At 63.5% G+C, this 23,379-nt stretch carries 28 protein-coding genes; all 28 read left to right on the forward strand.

Features of this window, described 5'->3' with window-relative positions; genetic code table 11:
- The first annotated feature begins 145 nt into the window (after positions 1-145).
- The 28 genes from HNR59_RS20725 (at position 146) to HNR59_RS08420 (ending at position 23,323) form a co-directional block, all read left to right on the forward strand.
- On the forward strand, positions 146-637 hold the full coding sequence (locus tag HNR59_RS20725; RefSeq protein WP_246374538.1) for a hypothetical protein: 492 nt from the start codon (positions 146-148) through the stop codon (positions 635-637).
- Positions 570-1,865 (forward strand): DNA-packaging protein, encoded by a 1,296-nt coding sequence (locus tag HNR59_RS08290; RefSeq protein ID WP_484477025.1) that lies wholly within the window; start codon positions 570-572, stop codon positions 1,863-1,865. Before HNR59_RS20725 ends, HNR59_RS08290 begins: the two co-directional genes overlap by 68 nt.
- Positions 1,866-1,880: 15 nt before the next feature.
- Positions 1,881-3,068 carry a phage portal protein gene (locus tag HNR59_RS08295; RefSeq protein WP_183828504.1) on the forward strand — a complete coding sequence of 396 codons (1,188 nt, stop codon included), beginning with the start codon at positions 1,881-1,883 and terminating at the stop codon, positions 3,066-3,068.
- Positions 3,065-3,418 (forward strand): DUF6107 family protein, encoded by a 354-nt coding sequence (locus HNR59_RS08300; protein WP_183828507.1) that lies wholly within the window; start codon positions 3,065-3,067, stop codon positions 3,416-3,418. Before HNR59_RS08295 ends, HNR59_RS08300 begins: the two co-directional genes overlap by 4 nt.
- Positions 3,408-3,995: an HK97 family phage prohead protease gene (locus tag HNR59_RS08305; protein ID WP_183828510.1), complete on the forward strand. Its 588-nt coding sequence runs from the start codon at positions 3,408-3,410 to the stop codon at positions 3,993-3,995. Before HNR59_RS08300 ends, HNR59_RS08305 begins: the two co-directional genes overlap by 11 nt.
- Positions 3,992-5,260, forward strand: a complete 1,269-nt coding sequence (locus HNR59_RS08310) for a phage major capsid protein (protein ID WP_183828513.1) — start codon at positions 3,992-3,994, stop codon at positions 5,258-5,260. The genes HNR59_RS08305 and HNR59_RS08310 overlap by 4 nt, the downstream gene beginning before the upstream one ends.
- Before the next feature lie 88 nt (positions 5,261-5,348).
- Positions 5,349-5,918 (forward strand): head-tail connector protein, encoded by a 570-nt coding sequence (locus HNR59_RS08315; RefSeq protein ID WP_183828516.1) that lies wholly within the window; start codon positions 5,349-5,351, stop codon positions 5,916-5,918.
- A complete protein-coding gene (locus HNR59_RS08320) occupies positions 5,919-6,254 on the forward strand; it encodes a phage head closure protein (RefSeq protein WP_183828519.1) in 336 nt (111 codons plus the stop codon). It begins immediately after the preceding gene.
- Positions 6,251-6,403, forward strand: coding sequence for a hypothetical protein (locus tag HNR59_RS08325; RefSeq protein WP_183828522.1), 153 nt, complete (start codon positions 6,251-6,253; stop codon positions 6,401-6,403). The genes HNR59_RS08320 and HNR59_RS08325 overlap by 4 nt, the downstream gene beginning before the upstream one ends.
- Positions 6,384-6,791 carry a DUF3168 domain-containing protein gene (locus HNR59_RS08330; RefSeq protein ID WP_183828525.1) on the forward strand — a complete coding sequence of 136 codons (408 nt, stop codon included), beginning with the start codon at positions 6,384-6,386 and terminating at the stop codon, positions 6,789-6,791. The genes HNR59_RS08325 and HNR59_RS08330 overlap by 20 nt, the downstream gene beginning before the upstream one ends.
- 32 nt (positions 6,792-6,823) lie before the next feature.
- The gene (locus HNR59_RS08335; RefSeq protein ID WP_183828527.1) at positions 6,824-7,240 is read left to right on the forward strand and encodes a phage major tail protein, TP901-1 family; all 417 of its coding nucleotides are present in this window, start codon (positions 6,824-6,826) and stop codon (positions 7,238-7,240) included.
- Positions 7,237-7,578 (forward strand): gene transfer agent family protein, encoded by a 342-nt coding sequence (locus HNR59_RS08340; RefSeq protein WP_183828530.1) that lies wholly within the window; start codon positions 7,237-7,239, stop codon positions 7,576-7,578. The genes HNR59_RS08335 and HNR59_RS08340 overlap by 4 nt, the downstream gene beginning before the upstream one ends.
- Complete coding sequence (locus HNR59_RS08345; protein WP_183831452.1) at positions 7,575-7,793, forward strand: rcc01693 family protein; 219 nt, start codon at positions 7,575-7,577, stop codon at positions 7,791-7,793. The genes HNR59_RS08340 and HNR59_RS08345 overlap by 4 nt, the downstream gene beginning before the upstream one ends.
- Before the next feature lie 2 nt (positions 7,794-7,795).
- Positions 7,796-8,359, forward strand: a complete 564-nt coding sequence (locus tag HNR59_RS08350; RefSeq protein WP_183828533.1) for a phage tail tape measure protein — start codon at positions 7,796-7,798, stop codon at positions 8,357-8,359.
- Positions 8,360-8,376: 17 nt separating this feature from the next.
- Positions 8,377-9,012, forward strand: coding sequence for a DUF2460 domain-containing protein (locus tag HNR59_RS08355; protein ID WP_183831453.1), 636 nt, complete (start codon positions 8,377-8,379; stop codon positions 9,010-9,012).
- Positions 9,009-9,899: a DUF2163 domain-containing protein gene (locus HNR59_RS08360; RefSeq protein WP_183828536.1), complete on the forward strand. Its 891-nt coding sequence runs from the start codon at positions 9,009-9,011 to the stop codon at positions 9,897-9,899. Before HNR59_RS08355 ends, HNR59_RS08360 begins: the two co-directional genes overlap by 4 nt.
- Positions 9,896-10,327, forward strand: coding sequence for a C40 family peptidase (locus HNR59_RS08365; protein ID WP_183828539.1), 432 nt, complete (start codon positions 9,896-9,898; stop codon positions 10,325-10,327). Before HNR59_RS08360 ends, HNR59_RS08365 begins: the two co-directional genes overlap by 4 nt.
- Positions 10,328-10,345: 18 nt before the next feature.
- Positions 10,346-14,239: a baseplate multidomain protein megatron gene (locus HNR59_RS08370; RefSeq protein WP_183828543.1), complete on the forward strand. Its 3,894-nt coding sequence runs from the start codon at positions 10,346-10,348 to the stop codon at positions 14,237-14,239.
- 29 nt (positions 14,240-14,268) lie between these two features.
- Positions 14,269-14,475, forward strand: coding sequence for a hypothetical protein (locus HNR59_RS08375; RefSeq protein WP_183828546.1), 207 nt, complete (start codon positions 14,269-14,271; stop codon positions 14,473-14,475).
- A gap of 118 nt (positions 14,476-14,593) precedes the next feature.
- The gene (locus HNR59_RS08380; protein WP_183828549.1) at positions 14,594-14,845 is read left to right on the forward strand and encodes a hypothetical protein; all 252 of its coding nucleotides are present in this window, start codon (positions 14,594-14,596) and stop codon (positions 14,843-14,845) included.
- An 86-nt stretch (positions 14,846-14,931) separates the two neighbouring features.
- Positions 14,932-15,597, forward strand: coding sequence for a response regulator transcription factor (locus HNR59_RS08385; protein WP_183828552.1), 666 nt, complete (start codon positions 14,932-14,934; stop codon positions 15,595-15,597).
- 65 nt (positions 15,598-15,662) lie between these two features.
- On the forward strand, positions 15,663-17,039 hold the full coding sequence (locus tag HNR59_RS08390) for an ATP-binding protein (protein ID WP_183828554.1): 1,377 nt from the start codon (positions 15,663-15,665) through the stop codon (positions 17,037-17,039).
- A 93-nt stretch (positions 17,040-17,132) separates the two neighbouring features.
- The gene (locus HNR59_RS08395; RefSeq protein ID WP_183828556.1) at positions 17,133-17,552 is read left to right on the forward strand and encodes a hypothetical protein; all 420 of its coding nucleotides are present in this window, start codon (positions 17,133-17,135) and stop codon (positions 17,550-17,552) included.
- A gap of 98 nt (positions 17,553-17,650) precedes the next feature.
- Positions 17,651-18,772 carry a c-type cytochrome biogenesis protein CcmI gene (gene ccmI, locus HNR59_RS08400; protein WP_183828560.1) on the forward strand — a complete coding sequence of 374 codons (1,122 nt, stop codon included), beginning with the start codon at positions 17,651-17,653 and terminating at the stop codon, positions 18,770-18,772.
- A gap of 5 nt (positions 18,773-18,777) precedes the next feature.
- Complete coding sequence (ccmE, locus tag HNR59_RS08405; RefSeq protein ID WP_183828563.1) at positions 18,778-19,215, forward strand: cytochrome c maturation protein CcmE; 438 nt, start codon at positions 18,778-18,780, stop codon at positions 19,213-19,215.
- An 8-nt stretch (positions 19,216-19,223) separates the two neighbouring features.
- A complete protein-coding gene (locus tag HNR59_RS08410) occupies positions 19,224-21,212 on the forward strand; it encodes a heme lyase CcmF/NrfE family subunit (RefSeq protein WP_183828566.1) in 1,989 nt (662 codons plus the stop codon).
- 4 nt (positions 21,213-21,216) lie between these two features.
- The gene (locus tag HNR59_RS08415) at positions 21,217-21,690 is read left to right on the forward strand and encodes a cytochrome c-type biogenesis protein (RefSeq protein ID WP_246374651.1); all 474 of its coding nucleotides are present in this window, start codon (positions 21,217-21,219) and stop codon (positions 21,688-21,690) included.
- A 100-nt stretch (positions 21,691-21,790) separates the two neighbouring features.
- Complete coding sequence (locus HNR59_RS08420) at positions 21,791-23,323, forward strand: DegQ family serine endoprotease (protein ID WP_183828572.1); 1,533 nt, start codon at positions 21,791-21,793, stop codon at positions 23,321-23,323.
- The last annotated feature ends 56 nt before the right edge of the window (positions 23,324-23,379 follow it).

The raw sequence follows: 23,379 nt of genomic DNA on the forward strand, positions 1-23,379 counted from the left end.
GAATTAATTCTTGACACCGTAACGCTGCTCTGATAGTGTCTGGTTATCGTCAAAAAAGTGTGACTGGCGCTGGTGGTTCCCACAGGAACCGGCCGGGTCAGTCGGCTTGCGATCCAATCAACACATTTCTGATGAGGCAGGGACCATGCCGGAGCCAAAGGCCGGACTGCAGGCCCGTTTGCATGCGCTGCGGGTTCTGGCCGAGGGCGGGCATGCGACGATCGAGCGGCTGGCGCTGGCCAGCGGCCGGTCGGCCACGGTGCTTCGGCGTCTGGCGCGCGACGAAGGCTGGAAACTGGCGCAAGCCGGCCCGCTGGATGTCTCGGCGCGCATCCGCAAGGCGGCCGGCATGGTCCTGTGCAAGGTGGAGGAGCTGGGCAAGGCCGCAGAAGGCGGCGGCAGCATCGACAAGGGCGCCATAGACGGGCTGATCGCAATGATCCGTGGCCTGGAAAAGATTGGCGAAATAATGCGGCCGGAAGAAGCCGCCAGGGAAAACCATATCAGGGATAATGAGGACCTTGCCGAAACGTTGCGACGGATCGAGGAGCGCATCGTCGAGCTTGCACGTGAATTCGCAGCTCGACTGGTTGAGGAACAATCTGGAACCGCAGGAGGCGTTGAGGGCGGCGCGTGAATGGCTGATCTGCGGCCGGGCCAACCAGATCCAGCTCGGGCATGACCCCGCCGGCTGGCTGGTTATGGGCGGGCGCGGTTCGGGCAAGACCCGGCTGGGCGCCGAATGGGTGATCGCGCTGGCGCGCGGATTGCCGCCCTTCGCGCGGCCCGGCAGCCGCCATGGGCTGATAGCGCTGGTGGGCGAAACGCTTGGCGACGTGCGCGAGGTGATGATCGACGGACCTTCCGGCATCGCCAGCGTGGCGCGCGCCGACCGGCCCCGTTACGAGGCTTCGCGGCGGCGGCTCCTTTGGCCGAGCGGTGCGGTGGCGCAGGTGTTTTCCTCCGAAGACCCCGAAAGCCTGCGCGGGCCGCAATTCGCGGCCGCCTGGTGCGACGAGCTTGCCAAATGGAAGAACGCCGAGGCGACCTACGACATGTTGCAGTTCGGCCTGAGGCTGGGTGATCGGCCGCGCCAGCTCATCACCACCACGCCGCGGCCGACGCCGCTGATGAAGCGGCTGCTGGCCGATCCGGCCATGATGCTGACGCGGCTCGGTACCCATGAAAACCGCGCCAATCTGGCGCCGGGCTTCATCGAGGCGATCGAAAGGCGCTATGCGGGAACGCGGCTCGGGCGGCAGGAACTGGGCGGCGAACTGATCGAGGATCGCGAGGATGCCCTGTGGTCGCGCTCCATGCTGGAGCAGGCGATTACCGGCGCTTCTTCGGTGGAATTGCAGCGCATCGTCGTGGCCGTGGACCCGCCGGCGAGTTCGCGCCGGACATCGGACGCCTGCGGCATTGTGGCGGCCGGACTGGACGCTGAGGGCTTCGCCGTGGTGCTGGCCGACGAGACGGTGCGTGCCGCAAAGCCGCAGCAATGGGCAAGCAAGGCCATAGGCCTGTTTCATCGGCTGCATGCGGATTGCCTGGTGGTCGAAGTCAATCAGGGCGGCGAGATGGCGACGGCGGTCTTGCACACGGTCGATCCGGCAGTGCCGGTCAAGCCGGTGCGGGCGAGCCGGGGCAAGTGGTTGCGGGCCGAGCCGGTGGCCGCGCTCTACCAGCAGGGCAGGGTGCGCCATGCCGGACGATTTCCCGAACTGGAAGATGAAATGTGTGACTTCGGCCCGGACGGTCTGCCCGGCGGCCGCTCGCCGGACCGCATGGATGCGCTGGTCTGGGCGATTACCGAACTGACGTCCGGCCGGGGTTCGGCCCCGCGCATCCGCGATATTCTTTAAGGAACAGGATCTGCAATGGCTTGGAAATGGCCCTGGCCCCGAAGCGCGGGGAACGATGGTGCACGTCTCGAAACCAAGGAGGCTGGAGGAACCGGCTTCATCGCCTTCCATGCGCAGGGCGAGGCAAACTGGACCCGTCGCGACTATGCGACGCTGGCCCGCGAAGGCTTCATGCGCAACCCGATCGTGCACCGCGCGGTGCGGCTGATCGCGGAGTCGGCGGCAAGCATCCCATGGCTGCTCTATGAGGGCGTTCGCGAGATCGAGACGCACCCGCTGCTCGACCTTCTCGAACGGCCGAACCAGCGGCAGGCGGGCGCGACCTTTCTGGAAGCGCTCTACGGCCATCTTCTGCTGGCTGGCAATGCCTATGTGGAACTGGTCGATGCGGGGGGCGAGGCGCGCGAACTGCATCTCCTGCGCCCCGATCGTGTGGTGGTGGTGACGGACGGCTCCGGCTGGCCGGTGGCGCTGGACCATCGCGAAGGCGCGTCACGACGGCGGGTGATGCTGGATGCGGGCAGTGCTGTGCATCTGACGCTGTTCCATCCGCTGGAGGACCATTACGGCTTCCCGCCACTGGAGGCGGCGCTGATGGCGCTCGACACGCACAATGCCTCCGGGCGCTGGAACAAGGCGCTTCTCGACAATTCCGCCCGGCCATCCGGGGCCCTGGTCTATGCCCCGAAGGAGGGCGGCAACCTGACCGACGAGCAGTTCGACCGGCTCAAGACCGAGCTGGAGCAGGGCTATGCGGGTGCCACCCGCGCCGGGCGGCCGCTGCTGCTCGAAGGCGGGCTCGACTGGAAGGCCATGGGACTGACGCCCCGCGACATGGATTTCGTCGAGGCCAAGCATTCGGCCAGCCGCGACATCGCGCTGGCCTTCGGCGTGCCGCCGATGCTGCTCGGCATTCCGGGCGACAACACCTATGCGAATTATCAGGAAGCCAACCGGGCCTTCTACCGGCTGACGGTGCTGCCTTTGGTGGCGCGCACGGCAAAGGACCTCTCGGCCTGGATGGGGCCGGCCTTCGGGCAGGGCCTGCGGCTCTGGTACGACGCCGACCGCGTCGACGGCCTGACCAGTGACCGCGACGCGCTGTGGGCGCGGCTGGAGGCGGCTTCCTTCCTGACCGAGGACGAAAAACGCGAGGCTGTCGGCTATCGGCCGCGCCACGCAGGGCAAGGAGACCTGTCATGACGGACATGTCGCAAGGAAGCTGGCTGTGGGCTGCGAAGGGCGCCGGGGCGATCGCAGGATCGGCCGCGTCGCTGGTCTACATCCTGCCGCAGGGACGCCGCGAGGCGGCCTCGCGCTTCATCGTGGGCGTGATGTGCGGCGTGGTGTTTGGCGGCACGGCCGGCCTGAAGGTCGCTACCGATCTCGGCATCGAGGAGCAGATCGGCTCCTCCGAAATGGTGCTGATGGGATCGGCGCTGGCCAGCCTGTGCGCTTGGTGGGCGCTCGGCTTTTTGCTGAGGCTGCTTGGCCACTATCGGCCCGCTGGTCCGGATCGCAATGAAACTGGGGTGGGCGGCAATGACAGCTGATCGCATCCAACGCCGCTTCGAGCGCAAGCATGTCGATCTTGTGGTGGATGAGGTGGAAGCCGACGGCACTTTCTCCGGCTATGCCAGCGTGTTCGGCGCCGTCGATCTCGGCAAGGACGTGGTTGAGCCGGGCGCTTTCGCCAGATCCCTGCAAAAGCGCAAGGTCGGCGGTATCCGCATGCTCTACCAGCATGATCCGGCTCAGCCCATCGGCGTGTGGACCGAAATCCGCGAGGACAGGCGCGGCCTGTTCGTGCGCGGAAGGCTGACGCCGGGGGTGTGGCGCGCGCAGGAAGTGCTGGCGCTGTTGCGCAGCGGCGCGCTGGACGGCCTCTCCATCGGCTTCCGGGCGGCGCGGACACGGCGCGATCCGGCAAGCGGCATCCGCCGCATCGTCGAGGCGGATCTTTGGGAAATCTCCGTCGTCACCTTTCCCATGCAGCCGGCGGCGCGGGTCGAAACCGTCAAGGCCAGACGCCCGAAAACCGCCGCCACCGACGAAAGCGGAGCGCACCAGCTCACAAGGGCAATCCGCCACGCAATCAGCATCATCAACCCGAAAGGACGTTCTCTATGAATGCATCGCAGCCTGCCCAGCCGCTCGAGACCAAGTCGATGAGCGCCGACTATCTGGACCTGAAGGACGCCTTCGGCGACTTCATGTCCACTTTTGAAGCTTTCAAGGAAAGCAATGACCAGAAGCTGGCCGAGATGGACCGACGGCTCGGCGCCGATGTGCTGACCACGGAGAAGGTTGACCGCATCTCGCGCGCCCTCGACGAGCAGAAGCGGGCCATCGACAATCTGTCGCTGAAGCGGGCGCGGCCGGTGCTCGGCCAGATTTCGGATCGTGAACAGGCAACGCTGCCTTCCGAACACAAGCAGGCCTTCGAGGCCTATATGCGCAGCGGCGACGACCGCCATCTGCGCGGGCTCGATGCCAAAGCCATGTCCTACGGTTCGGGGCAGGACGGCGGTTATCTGGTGCCGCCGGAAACGGAAGCCGAGATCGGCAAGCGGCTTGCGGCCATGTCGCCGATCCGCGCCATCGCCTCGGTGCGGCAGGTCTCGTCGGCGGTGCTGAAGAAGCCCTTTGCGGTGAATGGCCCGGCTGTCGGCTGGGTGGCCGAGACGGCTGCCCGCCCGCAGACCAATACGGCGACGCTGGCCGAGCTTCAGTTCCCGACCATGGAACTCTATGCGATGCCCGCCGCCACCGCCACCCTTCTGGAGGATTCGGTGGTCGATCTCGACCAGTGGATTTCCTCCGAGGTCGAAGCCGCCTTCGCCGAGCAGGAGGGGGCCGCCTTCGTGGCGGGCGACGGCGTCAACAAGCCGAAGGGTTTCCTCGATTACACCAAAGTAGCCGAGGCAAGCTGGGCCTGGGGTTCGATCGGCTATACGGTGACGGGCGTGGCCGGTGATTTCCCGGCCAATGACGAGTCCGACATCCTCATCGATACCGTTTATGCGCTGAAGGCGGGCTACCGCCAGAACGCGCATTGGGTGATGAACCGCAAGACGCAGGCGGCGATCCGCAAGCTGAAGGACGGCGACGGCAACTATATGTGGCAGCCGCCGGCCGGTCCCGGGCAGAACGCCATGCTGATGGGCTTCCCGCTGGTCGAGGCCGAGGACATGCCCGACATTGGTACTGACGCGACCCCGATCGCCTTCGGCGATTTCGGGCGTGGCTATCTGGTGGTCGACCGCACCGGCGTGCGGGTCCTGCGCGATCCCTACTCCGCCAAGCCCTATGTGCTGTTCTACACGACCAAGCGCGTAGGCGGCGGCGTGCAGGATTTCGACGCCATCAAGCTGATCAAGTTCGGCACGGCGTGAGTGTAGCGCTCGCTGCATAAGCCTGTCGATACGGCCCCGGTTTCCTCCGCCGGGGCCGTTTTTCTTTCTCCCAATGCAGAGCGAATATATGACGCTGATCAGAACCGTGGAGCCATCGGCCGAGCCGGTGACGCTGGCAGAAGCGAAAGCGCATCTGCGCCTCGACCATTCCAGCGAAGATGATTTGCTGTCCGGGCTCATCCGGGCCGCGCGCGAGGAGGTGGAGCGGGCAGCCGGGCTGGCGCTCATCGAGCAGAGCTGGCGACTGGTGCTGGACAGATGGCCGCGCAACGGGACCGTGACGCTCCCACTTCATCCCGTTCGTACCATACTTTCCGTGACGGCTTACGGGCCGGAAGGGGAGGTCTCTCTGGTCAATCCTTCCTCCTATCAGGCGGATACGGTCTCGCGTCCGGCACGTATCGGCTTTCGCGAGGCACCGCCTGCGTTGCGGACGATGAACGGTATCGAAATCGACTTCACTGCCGGTTTCGGCGAGGCTGCGACGGATGTGCCGGATCTGCTGCGCCGGGCCATGCTGCTTCTGGTGGCGCACTGGTACGAGTTCCGCACCGCCTTTGGTCCGAAAGACCAGCCTGTCGGCTATCCGGCCGGTTACGAGCGGCTGATCGCGCCTTTCCGGGCAAGGAGGCTCTAGATGCTCGCTTCCTTTCTCAATCCCGGCGCGATGCGTGCCGAGCTGGCGCTGGAGAAGGCGGACAACGTGCCAGACGGCATGGGCGGTTTTGCCGAACATTGGAGCGAGGTGGCGACGGTGTTCGCGCATATCGAGACACTGTCCGCCGATAGCCGCTTCGGAGCCGACAAGACTCTGGAATCGGTGACGCACCGAATCACCTTGCGCATGCGGGCCGGCATCGTCGGCGGCATGCGCTTCACGCGCAACGGACGCATCTTCCGGATCGTGACCGTGCACGATCCGGACGAGACCGGCCGCTATCTGGTCTGCCGGGTGCGGGAGGGCGAGCCATGAATGTGAATATCGCCCTGACGCTCGACGGGCTGGTGCGCGCGCTGCGCCGGAAAGCCCATGAGCTGGCCGATGAAGCCGAGCTTCACCGGCCGGAATCCCGCGATGCCGATCGGGCAAAGGAGGAGCGCAATGACCGCAGCCAGCGCTGACCTGCAGAAAGCCATGTTCGCGGCACTGACGGGCAATGCGGCGCTCGTTGCCCTGATGGGCGGCGCGCGCATCTTCGACCGTGCGCCGACCGATGCCGCTTTCCCATTTGTCACCTTCGGCCGCACCAGCGTGTTCGACTGGAGCACGTCGACCGAAGACGGACTTGAGCATCTGGTCACGCTGCATGTCTGGTCCAAGGCGAAGGGAAGAAAAGAGGCTTTCGCCGTTCTGGATGCCGTTCGCGCAGCACTTGGCACTCCGCTTTCGCTGGACGACCAGCATCTGGTGAACTTCCGCTTTGAATTCTCGGAAGTGACCTTCGACGACGACATTTCCGTCCACCATGGCCTGCTGCGGCTGCGCGCCGTGACCGAAAGCGCCGTCTGAACTTTCGTTTCATCACAATCAGGGAGATCGAGATGGTCGCACAGAAGGGCAAGGACCTTCTTCTCAAGATCGATTCGACGGGGCTTGGCGCTTTCGTCACCGTCGCCGGGCTGCGCACCAAGCGCATCGCCTTCAACAGCGAGACCGTGGACGTGACCGACGCGGATTCGACCGGCCGCTGGCGCGAGCTTCTCGCCGGCAGCGGTGTGCAGCGCGCAGCGGTGAGCGGGTCGGGCATCTTCAAGGATGCTCAGTCCGACGCGCTGATGCGGCAGAATTTCTTCGCCGGGAACATCGTTGCGTGGCAGCTTGCCGTCCCGGATTTCGGTGTGATTTCCGGCCCATTCCAGATCACCTCGCTCGAATATACCGGCGCGCATGACGGCGAGGTCACTTTCGAGATGGCGCTGGAATCGGCCGGGCCGGTCAGCTTCACGGTGACGCCATGAGCGCGAACCGCAGGCGAGGCGAGGTTGCCGCCGAACTGGATGGGAAGCAATACAGGCTGTGCCTGACGCTGGGAGCGCTGGCCGAGCTGGAATCGGCATTCGCCGCCGAGGACATTGGCAGGCTGGTCGAGCGCTTCAGCAGCGGCAAGCTTTCGGCGCTCGACATGATCCGCATCATCGGTGCCGGCCTGCGCGGGGCTGGCGAGCCGGTCAGCGACGAGGATGTCGGCAAAATGGCGGCGACCGGCGGGGCCGCCGGCTATGCGGCGATCGTGAGCGACCTTCTGACCACCACCTTCGGAGGGGCCGCGGAGGACACCACGCCGTCGCGCCCCTGAATGCCGCAGCGGGCGTCACCGCCTTTCCATGGGATGAGGTGATGACCATGGGCCTCGGCCTGCTGCGGCTTTCTCCGAAAGAGTTCTGGGCGATGACGCCCATTGAATTCGAGCGCGCATCGCGACCGTTTTCGCAGCGTCGGCAGACTGCCCCCGCGCGTGCCGATCTGACGAAACTGATGCGTGCGTTTCCCGATCAACATGCAGGAGGCTGACTATGGCCGATGACGTGACGGTGGCCATCAGGGCCGATGTCGCACCGTTCCAGACCGCGCTCGCCAGTCTGGAAAAACTGTCCGACAGCTTTGGCACCAATCTGGCCGGCGCGATGAAGCAGGCGGTGGTTGGCGGACGCGAGCTTGACGACGTGCTGCGCAAGCTGGCGCTGAACCTTGCGGGCATGGCGCTTTCGCAAGGGCTGAAACCGCTGCAATCGCTGGCCGGGTCCCTGTTTTCGGGCTTGCTCGGCGGACTGGGCGGCGCGCTTCCCTTCGCGAAGGGGGGCGTGGTGCCGTTCGCATCCGGCGGCGTGGTGTCGTCGCCGACCTATTTCCCGATGGGTGGACAGGTTGGCCTGATGGGCGAAGCGGGCAGCGAGGCGATCCTGCCGCTGCGACGCGGTGCTGATGGCAGTCTTGGCGTTGCGGCCGGCGGGACCAGCGCGCCGGTCAATGTCGTTTTCAACGTGACCGCGCAGGATGCGGCCTCCTTCCGCAAATCCGAAGCGCAGATCACCGGCATGCTGGCGCGTGCGGTGTCGCGCGGAACCCGAACCTTCTGAGGTGGCGCGTGTCCGAACTGGCAAGCTTTCATGACGTGCTCTTTCCGCTCGCCGTTTCCTTCGGGGCGACCGGCGGGCCCGAACGCCGCAACGAGATCGTGACGCTGACATCGGGTCGCGAAAAGCGCAATGCGCGCTTTGCTCATTCCCGCCGCCACTACGATGCTGGAACCGGCCTGCGCTCGCTGGAGGACCTGCACGAGGTGCTGGCCTTCTTCGAGGCCAGGCGCGGTTCGCTGCATGCATTTCGCTTCCGGGATCCGTTCGACATGAAATCCTGTGCGCCGGGCGCAACTCCAGGTCCGCTCGACCAGATGCTCGGAACCGGCGACGGTTCGGCGCGCCGTTTCGCGCTGGTGAAGACCTATGGGTCAGGCCCCGATGCCTATCAGCGTCCGATCTTCAAACCGGCGGCCGGTTCTCTGCGCGTGGCGGTGGGAGGAGCGGATGCGGCCGGAAACTTCAGTTTCGATGCCGAAACCGGAGAGGTCGTTTTTTCCGCTGGCAAGGCGCCCACGGGCGGGCAGGCGGTGACGGCCGGTTATGAGTTCGACGTTCCCGTCCGCTTCGATACGGATCGTCTGTCCATCAGCCTGAGGGCTTTCAGGGCCGGGCAAATTCCCTCCATTCCACTCATCGAGGTGCAGCCATGAATGCTTACCCGCAGGCTCTGCTCGATCATTTTGCGCAGGACGTGACCAGCGTCTGCCACTGCTGGAAGCTGATCCGAAGGGACGGAACCGTCCTTGGCTTCACCGATCATGATCGACGCCTGGTTCTCGACAGCGGCGTTTTCGAGCCTGAGACCGGCCTGAGCGCCAGCGAGGCGCGCCAGTCTCTCGGGCTTTCCGTCGATACGGTCGACGTGGAGGGAGCGCTGGCCTCGGATCGCATACGCGATGAGGACATAGCCGCCGGCCTCTATGACGGGGCGACCGTGGAGACCTATCTCGTCAACTGGCGCAGCCCGACCAAGTTCGCGCTGATCAGGAAAGCGACCATTGGCAAGATCACCCGTGCGGACGGTCGCTTCGTGGCGGAGCTGCAAAGCCTCATGCACAGGCTGGACCAGCCCAACGGCCGCTATGTAACGCGCAAATGCGATGCCGAACTGGGTGATGGTCGCTGCCGGGCCAGCTTGAGCAAGCCGGCTTTCAATGCGATGGGGGCGGTGGAAAGCCTCGATGGAACCGACATGCTGCGGGTTTCGGGCCTGGATGGCATCGATACGGGCTGGTTTTCCTTTGGCACGCTGACCTGGACGAGCGGCGCACGGCAGGGCAGAACCGAGCGGATCGTCGACCAAAGGAATGACGGCTCGCTGGCGGTTCTGACGCTGCAGGCAAGCAATGGACCGCCATTCGGCATCGGCGATGGCTTCACGGTGGTTGCCGGTTGCGACAATTCCTTCGCAACCTGCAAGGCTAAGTTCGCCAACGCACGGAATTTCCGCGGCTTTCCGCATCTGCCCGGCAACGATGTGGCTTATTCCTACGTCTCCGAGGACGGCGTCTTCGACGGTGGCTCGGTGGTGCCGTGATGGATGTGGAGCGCATCATTGCAGAAACCCTGTCATGGGTCGGCACGCCCTACCGGCATCAGGCCGCAACAAAAGGCATAGGTTGCGACTGCATCGGTCTGGTGAGAGGCGTGTGGGTGGCGCTCTACGGTCGCGCACCCGATATGCCGGCGGACTACGCGCCGGACTGGTCCTGCGGCGATGCCAATGAGGCGATGCTGACGGGAGCGCGCCGGCTTCTCGACGAATGCGGGCCGGGCGAGCAGTTGCGCGGCCGGGTTCTGGTGTTTCGCTGGCGGCCGCATCTGCCCGCGCGACATGCCGGCATCGCCGTTGCCGAAGACAGTTTCGTGCATGCCTATGAGGGCGGACGGGGGGTGGTGAAATCAGCTCTTGTTCCGCAATGGCGCCGGCGTATCGCCGGCGTCTTCGCTTTTCCAGACAACTGAACAGCGCCGGAGCTTTTCATGGCCACCATCCTGTTGCAGGCTGCCGGTGCCTATATCGGCGGCTTCCTTGGCACTTTCGGCGGCGCGATCGGCTCTGCCGTGGGCGCCATGGCCGGATATGCGCTCGACCGGGCACTGATCAACGGCACGCAGCGCATCGAAGGGCCACGGCTGGCCAGCGCACGGCCTTTCAGCGCGGAGGAGGGTGCGTCGATCCCCCGTCTCTACGGCACGGCGCGGCTGGGTGGCACCCTGATCTGGGCGACGCGGTTCGAGGAGAGCCGTTCGACGCGGCGTCAGGGCAAGCTGGGCCCGAAGGTTACCGAATATTCTTACTACGCCAACGCAGCCTTCCTTTTGTGCGAAGGCGAGATCGCCGGCATCAGGCGCATCTGGGCCGACGGGCGCGAGATGGACCGTGAGGCGGTGGAACTGCGGGTATACACCGGCAGTGAGGAGCAGCAGCCCGATCCGCTGATCGAGGCAAGGCAGGGGGCCGGTAACGCGCCCGCCTATCGCGGCGTGGCCTATGTCGTCATCGAGCGTCTGGATATTGGCGGCTTCGGCAACCGTATCCCGCAACTGCAATTCGAGGTGATCCGGCCGGTCGGCCGTCTGCACAAGGATGTCAGGGCAGTAACGTTGTTGCCCGGCGCCACCGAATATGGGCTTGCGACGACACCGGTGACGAGCCGCAGGCGGCCCGGCGACGAGACATATGTGAACCGCAACGTGCTTTTCGGTGCGACCGACATTCAGGCCTCGCTCGACGAGTTGCAGCAGACCTGCCCCAATCTGAAGCATGTAGCGCTGGTCGTTTCCTGGTTCGGCGACGACCTGCGGGCCGGCCAATGCAAGGTCCGTCCGATGACGACAACCGCCGTCGATGCTGGATTTTCGCAGCAATGGCGAGTGTCCGGCCTTTCACGGCAGGATGCTGCGGTCGTCTCACAGTATGACGGCGGCTCCGCCTATGGCGGCACACCTTCCGACAAAAGCGTCATGGAAGCGATTTCGGAAATCAGGGCACGGGGTCTTGGCGTAACGCTCTATCCGTTCATCATGATGGATGTGGCGCACGGCAACAGCTTGCCAAATCCCCATGGCGGATCGGCCCAGCCGGCCTATCCGTGGCGCGGGCGCATAAGCTGCTATCCCGGCCCCATGCAGCCGGCATCGGCGGATCGCACGCCGGCTGCGAGAACGCAGGTGGCGGCCTTCTGCGGCACCGCGCAGAGAACGCAATTCGCCAACTCTGGCGAGACGATCTCGTTCACCGGAGGAGCCGACTGGGGATACCGCCGCTTCATTCTTCACTATGCGCATCTCGCCGCAAGGGCGGGTGGCGTCGACGCGTTCCTGATCGGCAGCGAATTGCGTGGGCTGACGACCCTGCGTGACCAGTCAAACGCTTTTCCCTTCGTGGAGCAGCTTGGGTTGCTGGCGGCGGATGTGCGCGCGGTGCTGGGAGCCCAGACGCGCCTGAGCTACGGCGCCGACTGGAGCGAGTATTTCGGCTATCACCCGCCCGACGGGTCGGGTGACGTCTTCTTTCATCTGGACCCCTTGTGGGCAAATCCGGCGATCGATGCGGTCGGCATCGACAATTACATGCCGCTTTCCGACTGGCGTGACGGGGATTACGGCGGCGGCAATCCCGACGGATTTTCCGGTCCCTATGACTTGCAGGGGCTTGGTGCATCCATCGCTGCAGGCGAAGGCTTCGACTGGTACTATCCGGATGGGGCGGCGCGTGAGGCGCGCATGCGCGTGGCCATATCCGATGGCGCGCACGGCAAGCCATGGGTTTTCCGCTACAAGGACATCGTCAACTGGTGGTCCAGTCAGCATTTCGAGCGGATCGCCGGCACCGAGAAAACATCGCCAACCGACTGGATTCCCAGGGAAAAACCGATCTGGTTCACGGAACTGGGCTGCCCTGCCGTCGACAAGGGCCCAAACCAGCCGAATGTGTTCCCGGACCCGAAGTCGGCCGAGAGCTTCACGCCCTATTTCTCGTCGGGTGGTCGCTCCGATCTGGCGCAGCTTCGTTTCCTCGAAGCGCATATGAAGCATTGGGATCCGGCCACGGAAGGGTTCGAGGAGGCGAACAATCCGCTTTCGCCCGAGTATGTCGGCAGAATGGTCGATTTCGAGAGGACCTATCTGTGGGCCTGGGACACGCGCCCGTTCCCGGCATTTCCCCAGCGCGCCGACCTTTGGTCGGACGGGCCCCACTGGAGCCGGGGCCACTGGCTGAACGGACGGCTCTCCAATCCCGATGTCGGCGCGCTTGTCGGTGCCATTCTGGCGGATCATGGGTATGACGATGCCATCATCGGTGAGGTGGGAGGATCGGTTCAGGGCTATGTGATCGCCGACCCCGCCACCGCGCGCGCGGCGGTCGAGCCGCTTTGCGAGCTGTTCGATCTGAGCCTGCGCGAGGAAAACGGCAGGCTGGTTGTCGAGCGCTCGGGGGCGGGTGCCGGTGCGGTGATCGAGGCCGGTGATCTGGTCGTGGACGGTGCGGAGACCGTGCTGGAAACGGTTCGCATTCCCGATCACGAGCTACCGGCGGAGGCCTTGATCAGCTTCGTCAATCCGTCGCAGGACTATCAGGCAGCTACCGTCCGGCGTACCCGCACAGGCGTGCCCGGCGCGCGCCAGCACATGATCCACTTTCCGGGCGTTCTGGAACCGGGGCAGGCAGGCGCCCTGCTGGACGACTGGCTGAAACGCGTCTGGTATCAGCGGGAAACCGTTTCCTTCGCGGTGCCGCAGCCCAATGCCGGTTTCAGCCCCGGCGCACTGGTGACGCTGCCTGCATCCGCCACCAATTCCGATTTCCTCATCACCGGCATCGATGACGGGATGACGCGCAAGGTGGAGGCGCGGCAGATCATCCGCGCCGCGCCCGCACCCTGGCGCGAGACGGTTTTGCCTGCATTGCCGCCGCCGCCGCTGGTGGCGGGCAAGCCGCATGTCCTGTTTCTCGACCTGCCGGCCGGGGCTGGCGGGACGGAGCCGACGGAGCAGTTCCGTGTGGCCGTCTGGCAAAAACCGTGGAGAAGCCAGATCGTTTTCGCTTCTCCCGAAGATGACGGCTTTGCTTCGCGACAGTTGCTGACGCGCCCGGCCTCGCTGGGGCAGCTGGTCGAGGACCTTGGGCCGGGCGTGGAAGGCCGGGTTTTGCGCAATTCCTGCCTCAGGGTCGAATTGTTCGATGCGGATGCGTCAAGCGTCAGCCTGCAACAGATGCTCAATGGCGCCAATGCCGCCGCGCTGCGTTCGGCAGCCGGCGCATGGGAGGTGATCCAGTTCAGGCGTGCCGAACAGGTGGCCGAGAATATCTGGATGCTTTCGGAGTTGTTGCGCGGCCAGCTGGGAACCATGGATGCGATGCTTGCAGGGGCTGCTTCAGGTTCCGATTTCGTTATCCTCGACGATGCGGTCGTGCCGGCAGGTCTGGGATCATCTGAAATCGGTCTGGAGCTGAACTGGAAGATCGGGCCGGCTGCAACTGACATATCCGATCTGCATTTTGCAACCAGCCGCCAGATTGGAGGCCTGCGGGTCCGGATTCCGCTGGCGCCGGTTCATGCCAGCGCGCGTCTTGCCGGAGCCGATGTCATGCTTTCCTGGAAACGTCGCGGACGCCTCGATGCCGACGGCTGGGATCTTCCCGATATTCCGCTTGGCGAGGAAAAGGAAGAATACAGGGTCGAGATCGCAGGTCCGGGCGGCGAGACAGTGCGGGCGCTCTCCACCCAGCAGCCAAACTGGCTTTATCCCGAGGCCCTGATCGTGGCGGATTTCGGAGTTCGCCCCGGAGCGCTGGACGTGACCGTGTGTCAGGCCGGCGGGCCGACCGGCTGGGGAATCCCCAGCTCTTTCCATCTGAAAATCATTTGAAAAAAAACGGTTTGAGAAAGGAACGGTCAATGACTGAGACCAAACCCTGGTATCTTTCGCGCACCATCTGGGCATCGGCTGTGGCGGTTCTGACGGGTGTGGCAGGTGCTGCCGGATTGCCCTTCGATGCTGCCGACGGCACCCTGATCACTGACACGCTTTTGCAGGGGGTGAGTGCCGTTGCCGGACTTATTGCAATCATCGGCAGGTTGTCTGCAAAGGACAGGATAGGTTAGGATCATGAAGCATTGCCTCGCTTGAGGCCTTTTTTGTGCAAATGCCTGGTTGGGGGGAGATGCGCAGTGGGTTCGGTATTCATTTCGCGTTCAGCCATGGCGGGTTAGAACGTTGAGTATGGAAAAGTTCAGAAACATGATCCGGGCAACGATGCTGGTGCTTTGCGCCGGCGCCATACTGGCGCCGCCCGCCGCCGCTGCCGATTGCTATTCGATCGGCCAGCAGGTGGCGGCCCAGAACGGCGGTACGCTGGCCAAGGCTTCCGAAGCCAACAGGGGCGGTCAGGCGGTCTGCGTCATTGTAGTGCTGGTGCCCGGCAAGGACGGCGAGCGGCCTCGCCGGACCGAGATCGTTGTCCCGAAAGGATGATTCGCGTTTCATTTCAATGATTCCGGATTCGCTCTATAGCTGACAGGACCCTGGCCGACTGGCCGTTAAAGGCAGGATCGTTTTCAATGCGTGTGCTCGTCGTCGAAGATGATGTGGATCTGAACAGGCAGATTGCTGATGCGCTGCTTGATGCCGGCTATGTTGTGGACAAGGCCTTTGACGGCGAGGAGGGCCATTTTCTCGGTGACACCGAGCCTTACGACGCTGTCGTGCTGGACATCGGCCTGCCGCAGATGGATGGGATCAGCGTTGTGGAGCGATGGCGCCGCGATGGCCGCAAGATGCCGGTCCTCATGCTTACCGCTCGCGACCGTTGGAGCGACAAGGTGGCCGGTATCGATGCTGGCGCCGACGACTATGTCGCAAAGCCCTTTCATATCGAAGAGGTTCTGGCCCGGCTTCGCGCGCTGATAAGGCGGGCTGCCGGCCATGCCTCATCCGAACTCGTCTGCGGTCCCCTGCGGCTCGATACAAAGTCGTCCAAGGCGGATGTCGACGGTGTTCCTCTGAAACTTACGTCGCTGGAGTTCCGCCTGCTGGCCTATCTGATGCACCATATGGGCGAGGTGGTTTCGCGAACCGAACTGGTCGAGCATCTCTACGATCAGGATTTCGATCGCGATTCCAACACGATCGAGGTGTTCGTGGGCCGGTTGCGCAAGAAGCTGGGCGTTGACCTGATAGAAACCGTGCGCGGCATGGGCTACCGCATTCGAGAGCCTGAGGCTTGAAGTCGACCGGTCAGCCTGCCAATCCACGGATGCGCACAGGCAAACGTTCCGGCATTTTTGGACGGATGCGTTTCTGGCCGCGCTCTCTGACCTTCCGGGTCATAGCTTTCTCGACTATCTGGGCGGTTCTGGCTCAGATCGTCGTTTTCACTCTCATCACTACCCTCTATCGGCAGGCGAGCGAGCGGGGGTTCGACAGCCTTCTCTCGGCCCATCTGTTCAACCTGATCGGATCGGTCGGCGTCTCGGAGAGCGGCGCCCTGACGGGCGCGCCGGATCTTGGCGACCTGCGCTTTTCCGAGCCGAGATCCGGGTGGTACTGGTCGGTGGAGCCGGCATCGAACGGGATCACGGGTGGCCTGCGCTCGTCGTCCATGACAGGAGCCATCCCCTCGCCAAGCACTTCGGAAGTGCCCTTCAATGTCGAATTCCAGCGCAGCTATATGGCCGACGGTCTTGCCGGCGAGCGCCTCGCTGTTTTCGAGAGCGAATTCGTTCTGGACACTGGTAACCAGATCGCCCGTTTTCGTGTGATGGGCAATGAAAGCGAGCTGGAACAGGAAATCGCGGCATTCCAGCGTCGTCTGCTGGTTTATCTGTCCATATTTGGTCTTGGCATGATCGCCATAAACGCAATCGCCATTCTGTATGGCCTGAAACCGCTGCGCAGGGTGCGCGATGCACTCGCCATGGTTCGCGAGGGAACGGCACAGAGGCTGGATGGCCGATTCCCGGCGGAAATCGAACCGCTCGCCAATGAAACCAATGCGCTGATCGAGAACAACCGCCGCATCGTCGAGCGCTCGCGAACGCAGGTCGGCAATCTGGCCCATTCGCTGAAGACGCCGCTGGCGGTGATGCTCAATGAAGGGCGGGCGCTTGGTGGTGAAAAAGGACGGCTGTTTTCGGAGCAGGCCGCCTCGATGCAGCAGCAGGTGGAGCATTATCTGCAACGCGCCCGCGTGGCCGCGCAGCGCGACAGCGTGGTTTATCGCACGCCGGTCAGGCCGATCATCGAGCGTCTTGCAAGGGTTATGGGCAAGCTAAACCCGAACATGGCCATTTCCGTTTCCCTTCCGGACGAAGAGCTTGTCTTCGCAGGAGAGCGCGAAGATCTCGAAGAGATGCTTGGAAACCTGCTTGAGAATGCGATGAAATGGGCGCGAAGCAAGGTTTCGATATCCGTAAAATCCCTGCCTGAGGTGGAAGATCAGCCCGATCTGCTCGAGATTGTCATCGAAGATGATGGGCCGGGAATCCCGGAAGACAAGGCGCGTGAGGCCCTGAAACGGGGACGCCGTCTGGATGAAAGCAAGCCCGGAACCGGCCTTGGCTTGTCGATCGTGACAGACCTTGTCAATGAATATGGTGGAAAGCTTTATCTGGAGCGCGCAGATCTTGGTGGGCTTAAGGTTGCGATTCAACTACGGAAAATTGAGTGATGCGTGACCTTGTGGCGAACCCAATTTCAGCCAAAGTGGGATATTAATGCGGATCACGTCCGGAAAATACGGTGTTAGCGGGCAGGGGATAAAATGAGCGTTCGTCTGGTTCTGGTTGCAGGCTCCCTCATGCTGGCCGGCTGCAGCACGACAGGGATAGGCCGCAGCGGCGGAACGGCACAGCCCGGCGGGCAACTGTCTTCCACGGTGATTTCGGCAATGGGCGGCGGTCTCGTCAGCGGCTCGATAGGTTCGGGGCTGAGCGGCGCAGAGCGACGCAACGGGCTGGAAGCCGAGTACAAGGCTCTTGAATACACCGCAAGCGGCCAGCCCGTAACATGGAAAGGCAGCCAGCCCAACCGTTACGGCGAAGTGGTGGCCGCGCAGCCCTATCGCGTTGGTTCGCAGGATTGCCGGCAATACACGCACACGGTTTACACCGGGGGCGCCGGAGCCACCGCGCGTGGCACCGCCTGCCGGAATTCAGACGGGAGTTGGACACCGCTGACCTGAACGACGGGGTAGTTCCCCGCGGGCGCTCCCGCAGATTCGTCAAAGGGTCGCAGGCCCGTGATGTTGGCAGTCCGGAGCGCTGAGGCTATTTAGTCGGAATGTTGTTCTGGGTCCTTTCCGCTGTCTTGACTTTGGGCGCGAGTCTGGCGGTTTTGCTGCCTCTCGCAGCACGACCCGAATCCGACAAGTCAGGTACCGGGCACGATCTCGAGGTCTATCGGGACCAGCTTGCGGAACTGGACCGCGATCTGGCGCGGGGCCTGATCCTCGCTTCGGAAGCAGAGCAGGCACGCGCTGAAATCGGGCGTCGTATCCTGCGCCTCGGCGATACGTCTTCTGCACCGGCCTCTGTTTCCCGCAGCGGCACAGGGCTTCGTCTGGTTTCGGCCGCGGCGGTGCTGGCTGTTCCGCTGATCAGCTGGACTATATATGCCAATCTGGGCTCGCCCGATCTGCCGTCGCAGCCGCTGAGTGAGCGGCTGACTAGAAATCCTGCCGAGAGCACGGTTGAAGAACTCGTAGCCCGCGCCGAGGCGCATCTGGCGTCCAATCCTTCCGATGGCAAAGGCTGGGACGTGCTGGCGCCCATCTACATGCGCACACAGCGATTTGCCGAAGCCTCGCTGGCCTATGAAAACGCCATCAAGCTTCTCGGTTCGAGCGCCGACCGGCAAGCCGGCCTGGGCGAGGCGAGGATCAACATGGCAGGTGGCCGGATAGCCGATGACGCGCGCGCCGCTTTCGCCATGGCCCTGAAGCACGATGGCGCCAATCCGAAAGCACGCTTCTTCGTGGCTATGGCCTCCGCACAAGATGGACATATGGAAGAGGCGGTTGCAGGCTGGACGCGGATGCGCGATGACCTGCCGGAGGGTTCGCCCTGGCGCAATGCGGCCGAGCAGGCCCTTTTGCAGGCAGGGCAGGCGCCGGTTGCGCGAGGCCCCGGTCAGGACGAGGTCGAGGCCGCCGCAGGGATGTCGGCCGGCGACCGTGCTGATATGATCGCCGGAATGGTGGAGCGGCTGGACGAACGCCTGCGCGAGAATCCCAGGGACGCCGAGGGCTGGAAGCAGCTCATCCGCTCGCATCTTGTGCTCGGTGACGAAGAAAAAGCCAGAGACGCGCTGGCACGTGCGGCCGCGGCTTTCGGACCTCAAAGCGAAGAGGCACGCATGCTTGTCGCCTTCGCCTCGGCAAATGGCCTGAAAATGACGGAATAAGGTTTATGACCCGCAAGCAGAAACGGCTAGCTGTCATTATCGGAGGATTGGCTTTTCTCGGCGCTGCCACGGCGCTGACATTCGTCGCCCTTGGGCAGAAGGCATCCTATTTCTACACCCCGGGCGATCTTGCCGCTGCCGAATTGCAGCCCGGCCAGCGTATCCGCCTTGGCGGCATCGTGGAGAAGGGCTCCATTGTTCGTGGCGAAGATGCGTCCGTGACCTTTGCCGTCACCGACATCACCGAGACGGTTAAGGTCACATACAAGGGCATTCTGCCCGACCTGTTCCGCGAGGAGCAGGGCGTCATCACCGAGGGCGCCTTCGGTGCCGATGGCGGGTTCGTCGCAGACACCGTTCTGGCCAAGCATGACGAAAACTACATGCCCAAGGAAGTTGCCGACAGCCTGAAGGAAAAAGGCTTGTGGCAACACAATGAGTAGGCGGCGTCATGGTTGAGATCGGTCACTTCGCGCTTATTCTGGCACTGGCGCTGGGCCTTGTGCAGATGACTGTTCCGCTGATCGGCGCGCGCGCCGGCGACGAGCGCATGATGGCGGCGGCCATACCCGTGACGCTTGCGGGTTTCGCCTTCACGGCTTTGTCCTTCGTCGTCCTGACGATCGCCTATGCCCAGTCGGATTTTTCCCTGCAAACGGTATGGGAGAACTCTCATTCGGCGAAGCCGATGCTTTACAAGATCACCGGCGTGTGGGGAAACCATGAAGGCTCGATGCTCCTGTGGGTGCTGATCCTGACTTTCTTCGGCGCGCTTGTTGCCCTGTTCGGCAACAATCTGCCCGCATCCCTCAAGGCCACCGTTCTGGCCGTGCAGGGAGCTGTCGGGGTTGCTTTCTTCCTGTTCATTCTCATTACGTCGAACCCCTTCACCCGCATGTCTCCAGCGCCGATAGAGGGGCGGGATCTCAACCCGATCCTTCAGGATATCGGCCTCGCCATTCACCCGCCGCTTCTCTATCTCGGCTATGTCGGATTCTCGATCTGCTTTGCCTTTTCGGTTGCAGCATTGATCGAGGGACGCATCGACGCGGCCTGGGCGCGCTGGGTGCGCCCGTGGACGCTGGTTGCGTGGGTGTTCCTGACAGGCGGCATCGCGATGGGCTCCTACTGGGCCTATTACGAGCTGGGCTGGGGCGGCTTCTGGTTCTGGGATCCGGTCGAGAACGCCTCCTTCATGCCATGGCTGGCCGGAACAGCGCTGCTGCATTCGGCCATCGTCATGGAAAAGCGTTCGGCACTCAAGATCTGGACTCTGCTGCTGGCGATCCTCACCTTTTCGCTGTCGCTGCTCGGCACCTTCCTTGTCCGTTCGGGTGTGCTGACTTCCGTTCACGCATTCGCTACCGATCCCTCGCGCGGGGTGTTCATCCTGTGCATATTAATGCTGTTCATCGGCGGGTCGCTGGCGCTGTTTGCATGGCGGGCCCCGTCGCTGACGCAGGGCGGGCTGTTCCAGCCGATCTCCCGCGAAGGCGCGCTCGTGCTGAACAATCTGTTCCTGACCACCGCGACGGCAACGGTGTTCATCGGCACGCTTTATCCGTTACTGGTCGAAGCCATTTCCGGTGACAAGATCTCCGTCGGGCCGCCTTTCTTCAATCTCACCTTCATTCCCTTGATGGTGCCGTTGCTTCTTCTGGTGCCGTTCGGTCCGCTACTGGCGTGGAAGCGCGGCGATGTGATGGCCGCAGCACAAAGGCTGATGTTCGCCTTTGGCGCTGCCCTGATCGCGGCGCTGGTCACCGCGTTCCTGATCGACGGTTCTTCCGCCATTGCCGCCTTCGGCGTGGGGCTGGCGGTCTGGCTGGTACTGGGAGCGCTGACGGATCTGGCCATCAAGGCCGGTATCGGCAATGTGAGCCCTTCCGTTGCGGTGAGACGGTTCATCGGTCTGCCGCGTTCCGTATTCGGAACCGCTCTTGCCCATCTCGGGCTTGGCCTGACGGTGCTCGGGCTGGTCGGCGCCATCTGCTTCGGCATCGAAAGCGTGCTGACCATGAAGCCGGGCGAGATTACGGAGCTGTCCGGCAAAAGGGTGCGTTTCGACAATGTGGTCGAGGTTCGCGGCCCCAACTACAATGATGAGCGGGCGCATTTCTCATTGCTTGGCCCTGCTGGCGAAGTGCGCCGTGAAATCTGGTCGTCGCGGCGCTTTTATCCGGTGCGCCGGATGAACACGACGGAAGCCGGCATCGCCACGCTGGGTTTCAGCCAGCTCTACATTTCCATTGGCGAGGACACCAGCAACGGCATGGTCGTGCGTATCTGGTGGAAGCCTTTCGTCATCCTGATCTGGGGCGGTGGCCTCGTCATGATGGCGGGCGGCACGATGTCGTTGCTGGACAGACGCCTGCGTGTCGGCGCGCCGGCGCGTCGCGGCAGGAAAAATGCCGCGACCCCTGTTGCTGGAGCGGCCTGAGATGATGCGTCGCGCGGCCTTTGCCATAGTCTGTGCTGCCGTACTGCTTTCGCCGGCGGCGCGCGCGGTGACGCCAGACGAGATTCTCGCTGATCCCGCGCTGGAGCAGCGGGCGCGCGATATCTCCGCCGGCCTGCGCTGTCTGGTCTGCCAGAACCAGTCCATCGACGATTCGGATGCCGATCTGGCCCGCGATCTGCGCGTGCTTGTGCGCGAGCGGCTTGAGGCCGGTGACTCGGATAAGCAGGTGGTCGATTTCGTCGTTTCCCGCTATGGCGAGTTCGTGCTGCTCAAGCCGCGCTTCAATACGCAGACCATGCTTTTGTGGATCGCACCCTTTGCCCTTCTCGTTGCGGGTGGCGCGTTCGTGCTGCTTGCCTCGCGGCGCAGGCGTCCGGTGGCAGAGGCAGGCCTCAGTGACGATGAACGCGCTGCGCTGGAAGAAGTGCTGCGCCGCGATCCTCCTTCGCAACATTAACAAAGTTTCATCAAGCGGAAATGGCGCCGTAAGGTCCCGTGTCCTATCTCTGCCTGCGATGATGCTTCATAAGCATCCAGTGCAAGAAGGATCGAGATTGATGACCAGCATCTCACATGTGGTTTCCCGCAGGAGCAGGAGCCTTGCTGCTGCCGCTGCTTCCCTCGCCATTGCCGGCGCCGTTGGCTTTACCGCCGTAACAGCCGGCACCGCCCCTGTGCTCGCCGAGGCCGTTCGCGTCGAAGCGCCTCAGGTTCCCAGTTTCGCCGACGTCGTGTCCAATGTGACGCCGGCAGTCGTCAGCGTCCGCGTCAAGGCCAAGGTCGAGCAGACCTCCGATCGCGGCCAGAGCTTCGGCTTCCCCGAAGAAGGCTTCGGCAACCTGCCCCCCGATCATCCCATGCGTCGCTTCTTCCGCGAATTCCGCGGTTTCGGTGATCGTGATTCCCATCCGCGCGCAGAACGCCGCGGTCCGGCCAAGCCGCGTCCCGTGGCGCAGGGCTCCGGCTTCTTCATCTCCGAGGACGGGTATCTTGTCACCAACAACCATGTTGTCGACAACGGAACGGAGTTCACCATCGTCACCAATGACGGCAAGGAACTCGACGCCAAGCTGGTCGGCAAGGATGAGCGCACCGATCTGGCCGTGCTCAAGGTCGATAGCGATACCAAATTCACCTATGTCGACTTTGCCGACGACTCCAACGTGCGTGTCGGTGACTGGGTGGTCGCTGTCGGCAATCCGTTCGGCCTCGGCGGCACGGTGACGGCCGGCATCGTCTCCGCGCGTGGCCGTGACATCGGCGCCGGTCCCTATGATGACTTCATCCAGATCGACGCTGCCGTGAACCGCGGCAATTCCGGCGGTCCAGCTTTCAACCTCAGTGGCCAGGTTGTCGGCATCAATACCGCCATCTTCTCGCCTTCGGGCGGCAATGTCGGTATCGCCTTCGCCATCCCTGCCTCCACCGCGAAGCAGGTTGTCGAGGGCCTGATCAAGGACGGTTCGGTTTCCCGTGGCTGGCTCGGTGTGGAAATCCAGCCAGTCACCAAGGAAATCGCTGAATCGCTCGGGCTGCAGTCCGACAAGGGTGCAATCGTCGCGAATGCGCAGGACGACAGCCCCGCGAAGAAGGCCGGCATTGTCTCCGGTGATGTCATCACCCAGGTGAACGGCAAGGATGTGTCGTCCTCCCGCGATCTGGCCCGGGTGATTGCCGGTTATGCGCCGGGGACCACCGTTGACATGAACGTGTGGCGCAACGGCAAGGCGGAAACCGTGAAGGTCGAGCTCGGGGCGCTTCCGGGCGCGGACAAGCAGGCATCGGCTGACAATTCCGCGCCATCGGCCTCTTCCTCCGATACACTGGCCGATCTTGGTCTCACCGTGACGACCGCGGATGACGGCAAAGGCCTGGTCGTTACCGATGTCGACCCCGACAGCGATGCTGCCGATCGCGGTATCCGTACCGGTGATGTCATCACGGCGGTGAATTCCGAAGACGTCACCAGCGTCAAGGACGTTACCGACGCCATGGACAAGGCCGCCAAGGCGGGCCGCAAATCCGTGCTGGTGCAGATCAGCCGCGACTCCGCCAACCGCTTCGTGGCGCTGCCCATCAATCAGGGCTGACCCCGCTCCCGGCCGCTGCACAATGGTGCAGCGGCCGGCAATTCTTCCGAACTAAC

Source organism: Aquamicrobium lusatiense (assembly GCF_014201615.1).
Classification (GTDB): domain Bacteria; phylum Pseudomonadota; class Alphaproteobacteria; order Rhizobiales; family Rhizobiaceae; genus Mesorhizobium; species Mesorhizobium lusatiense.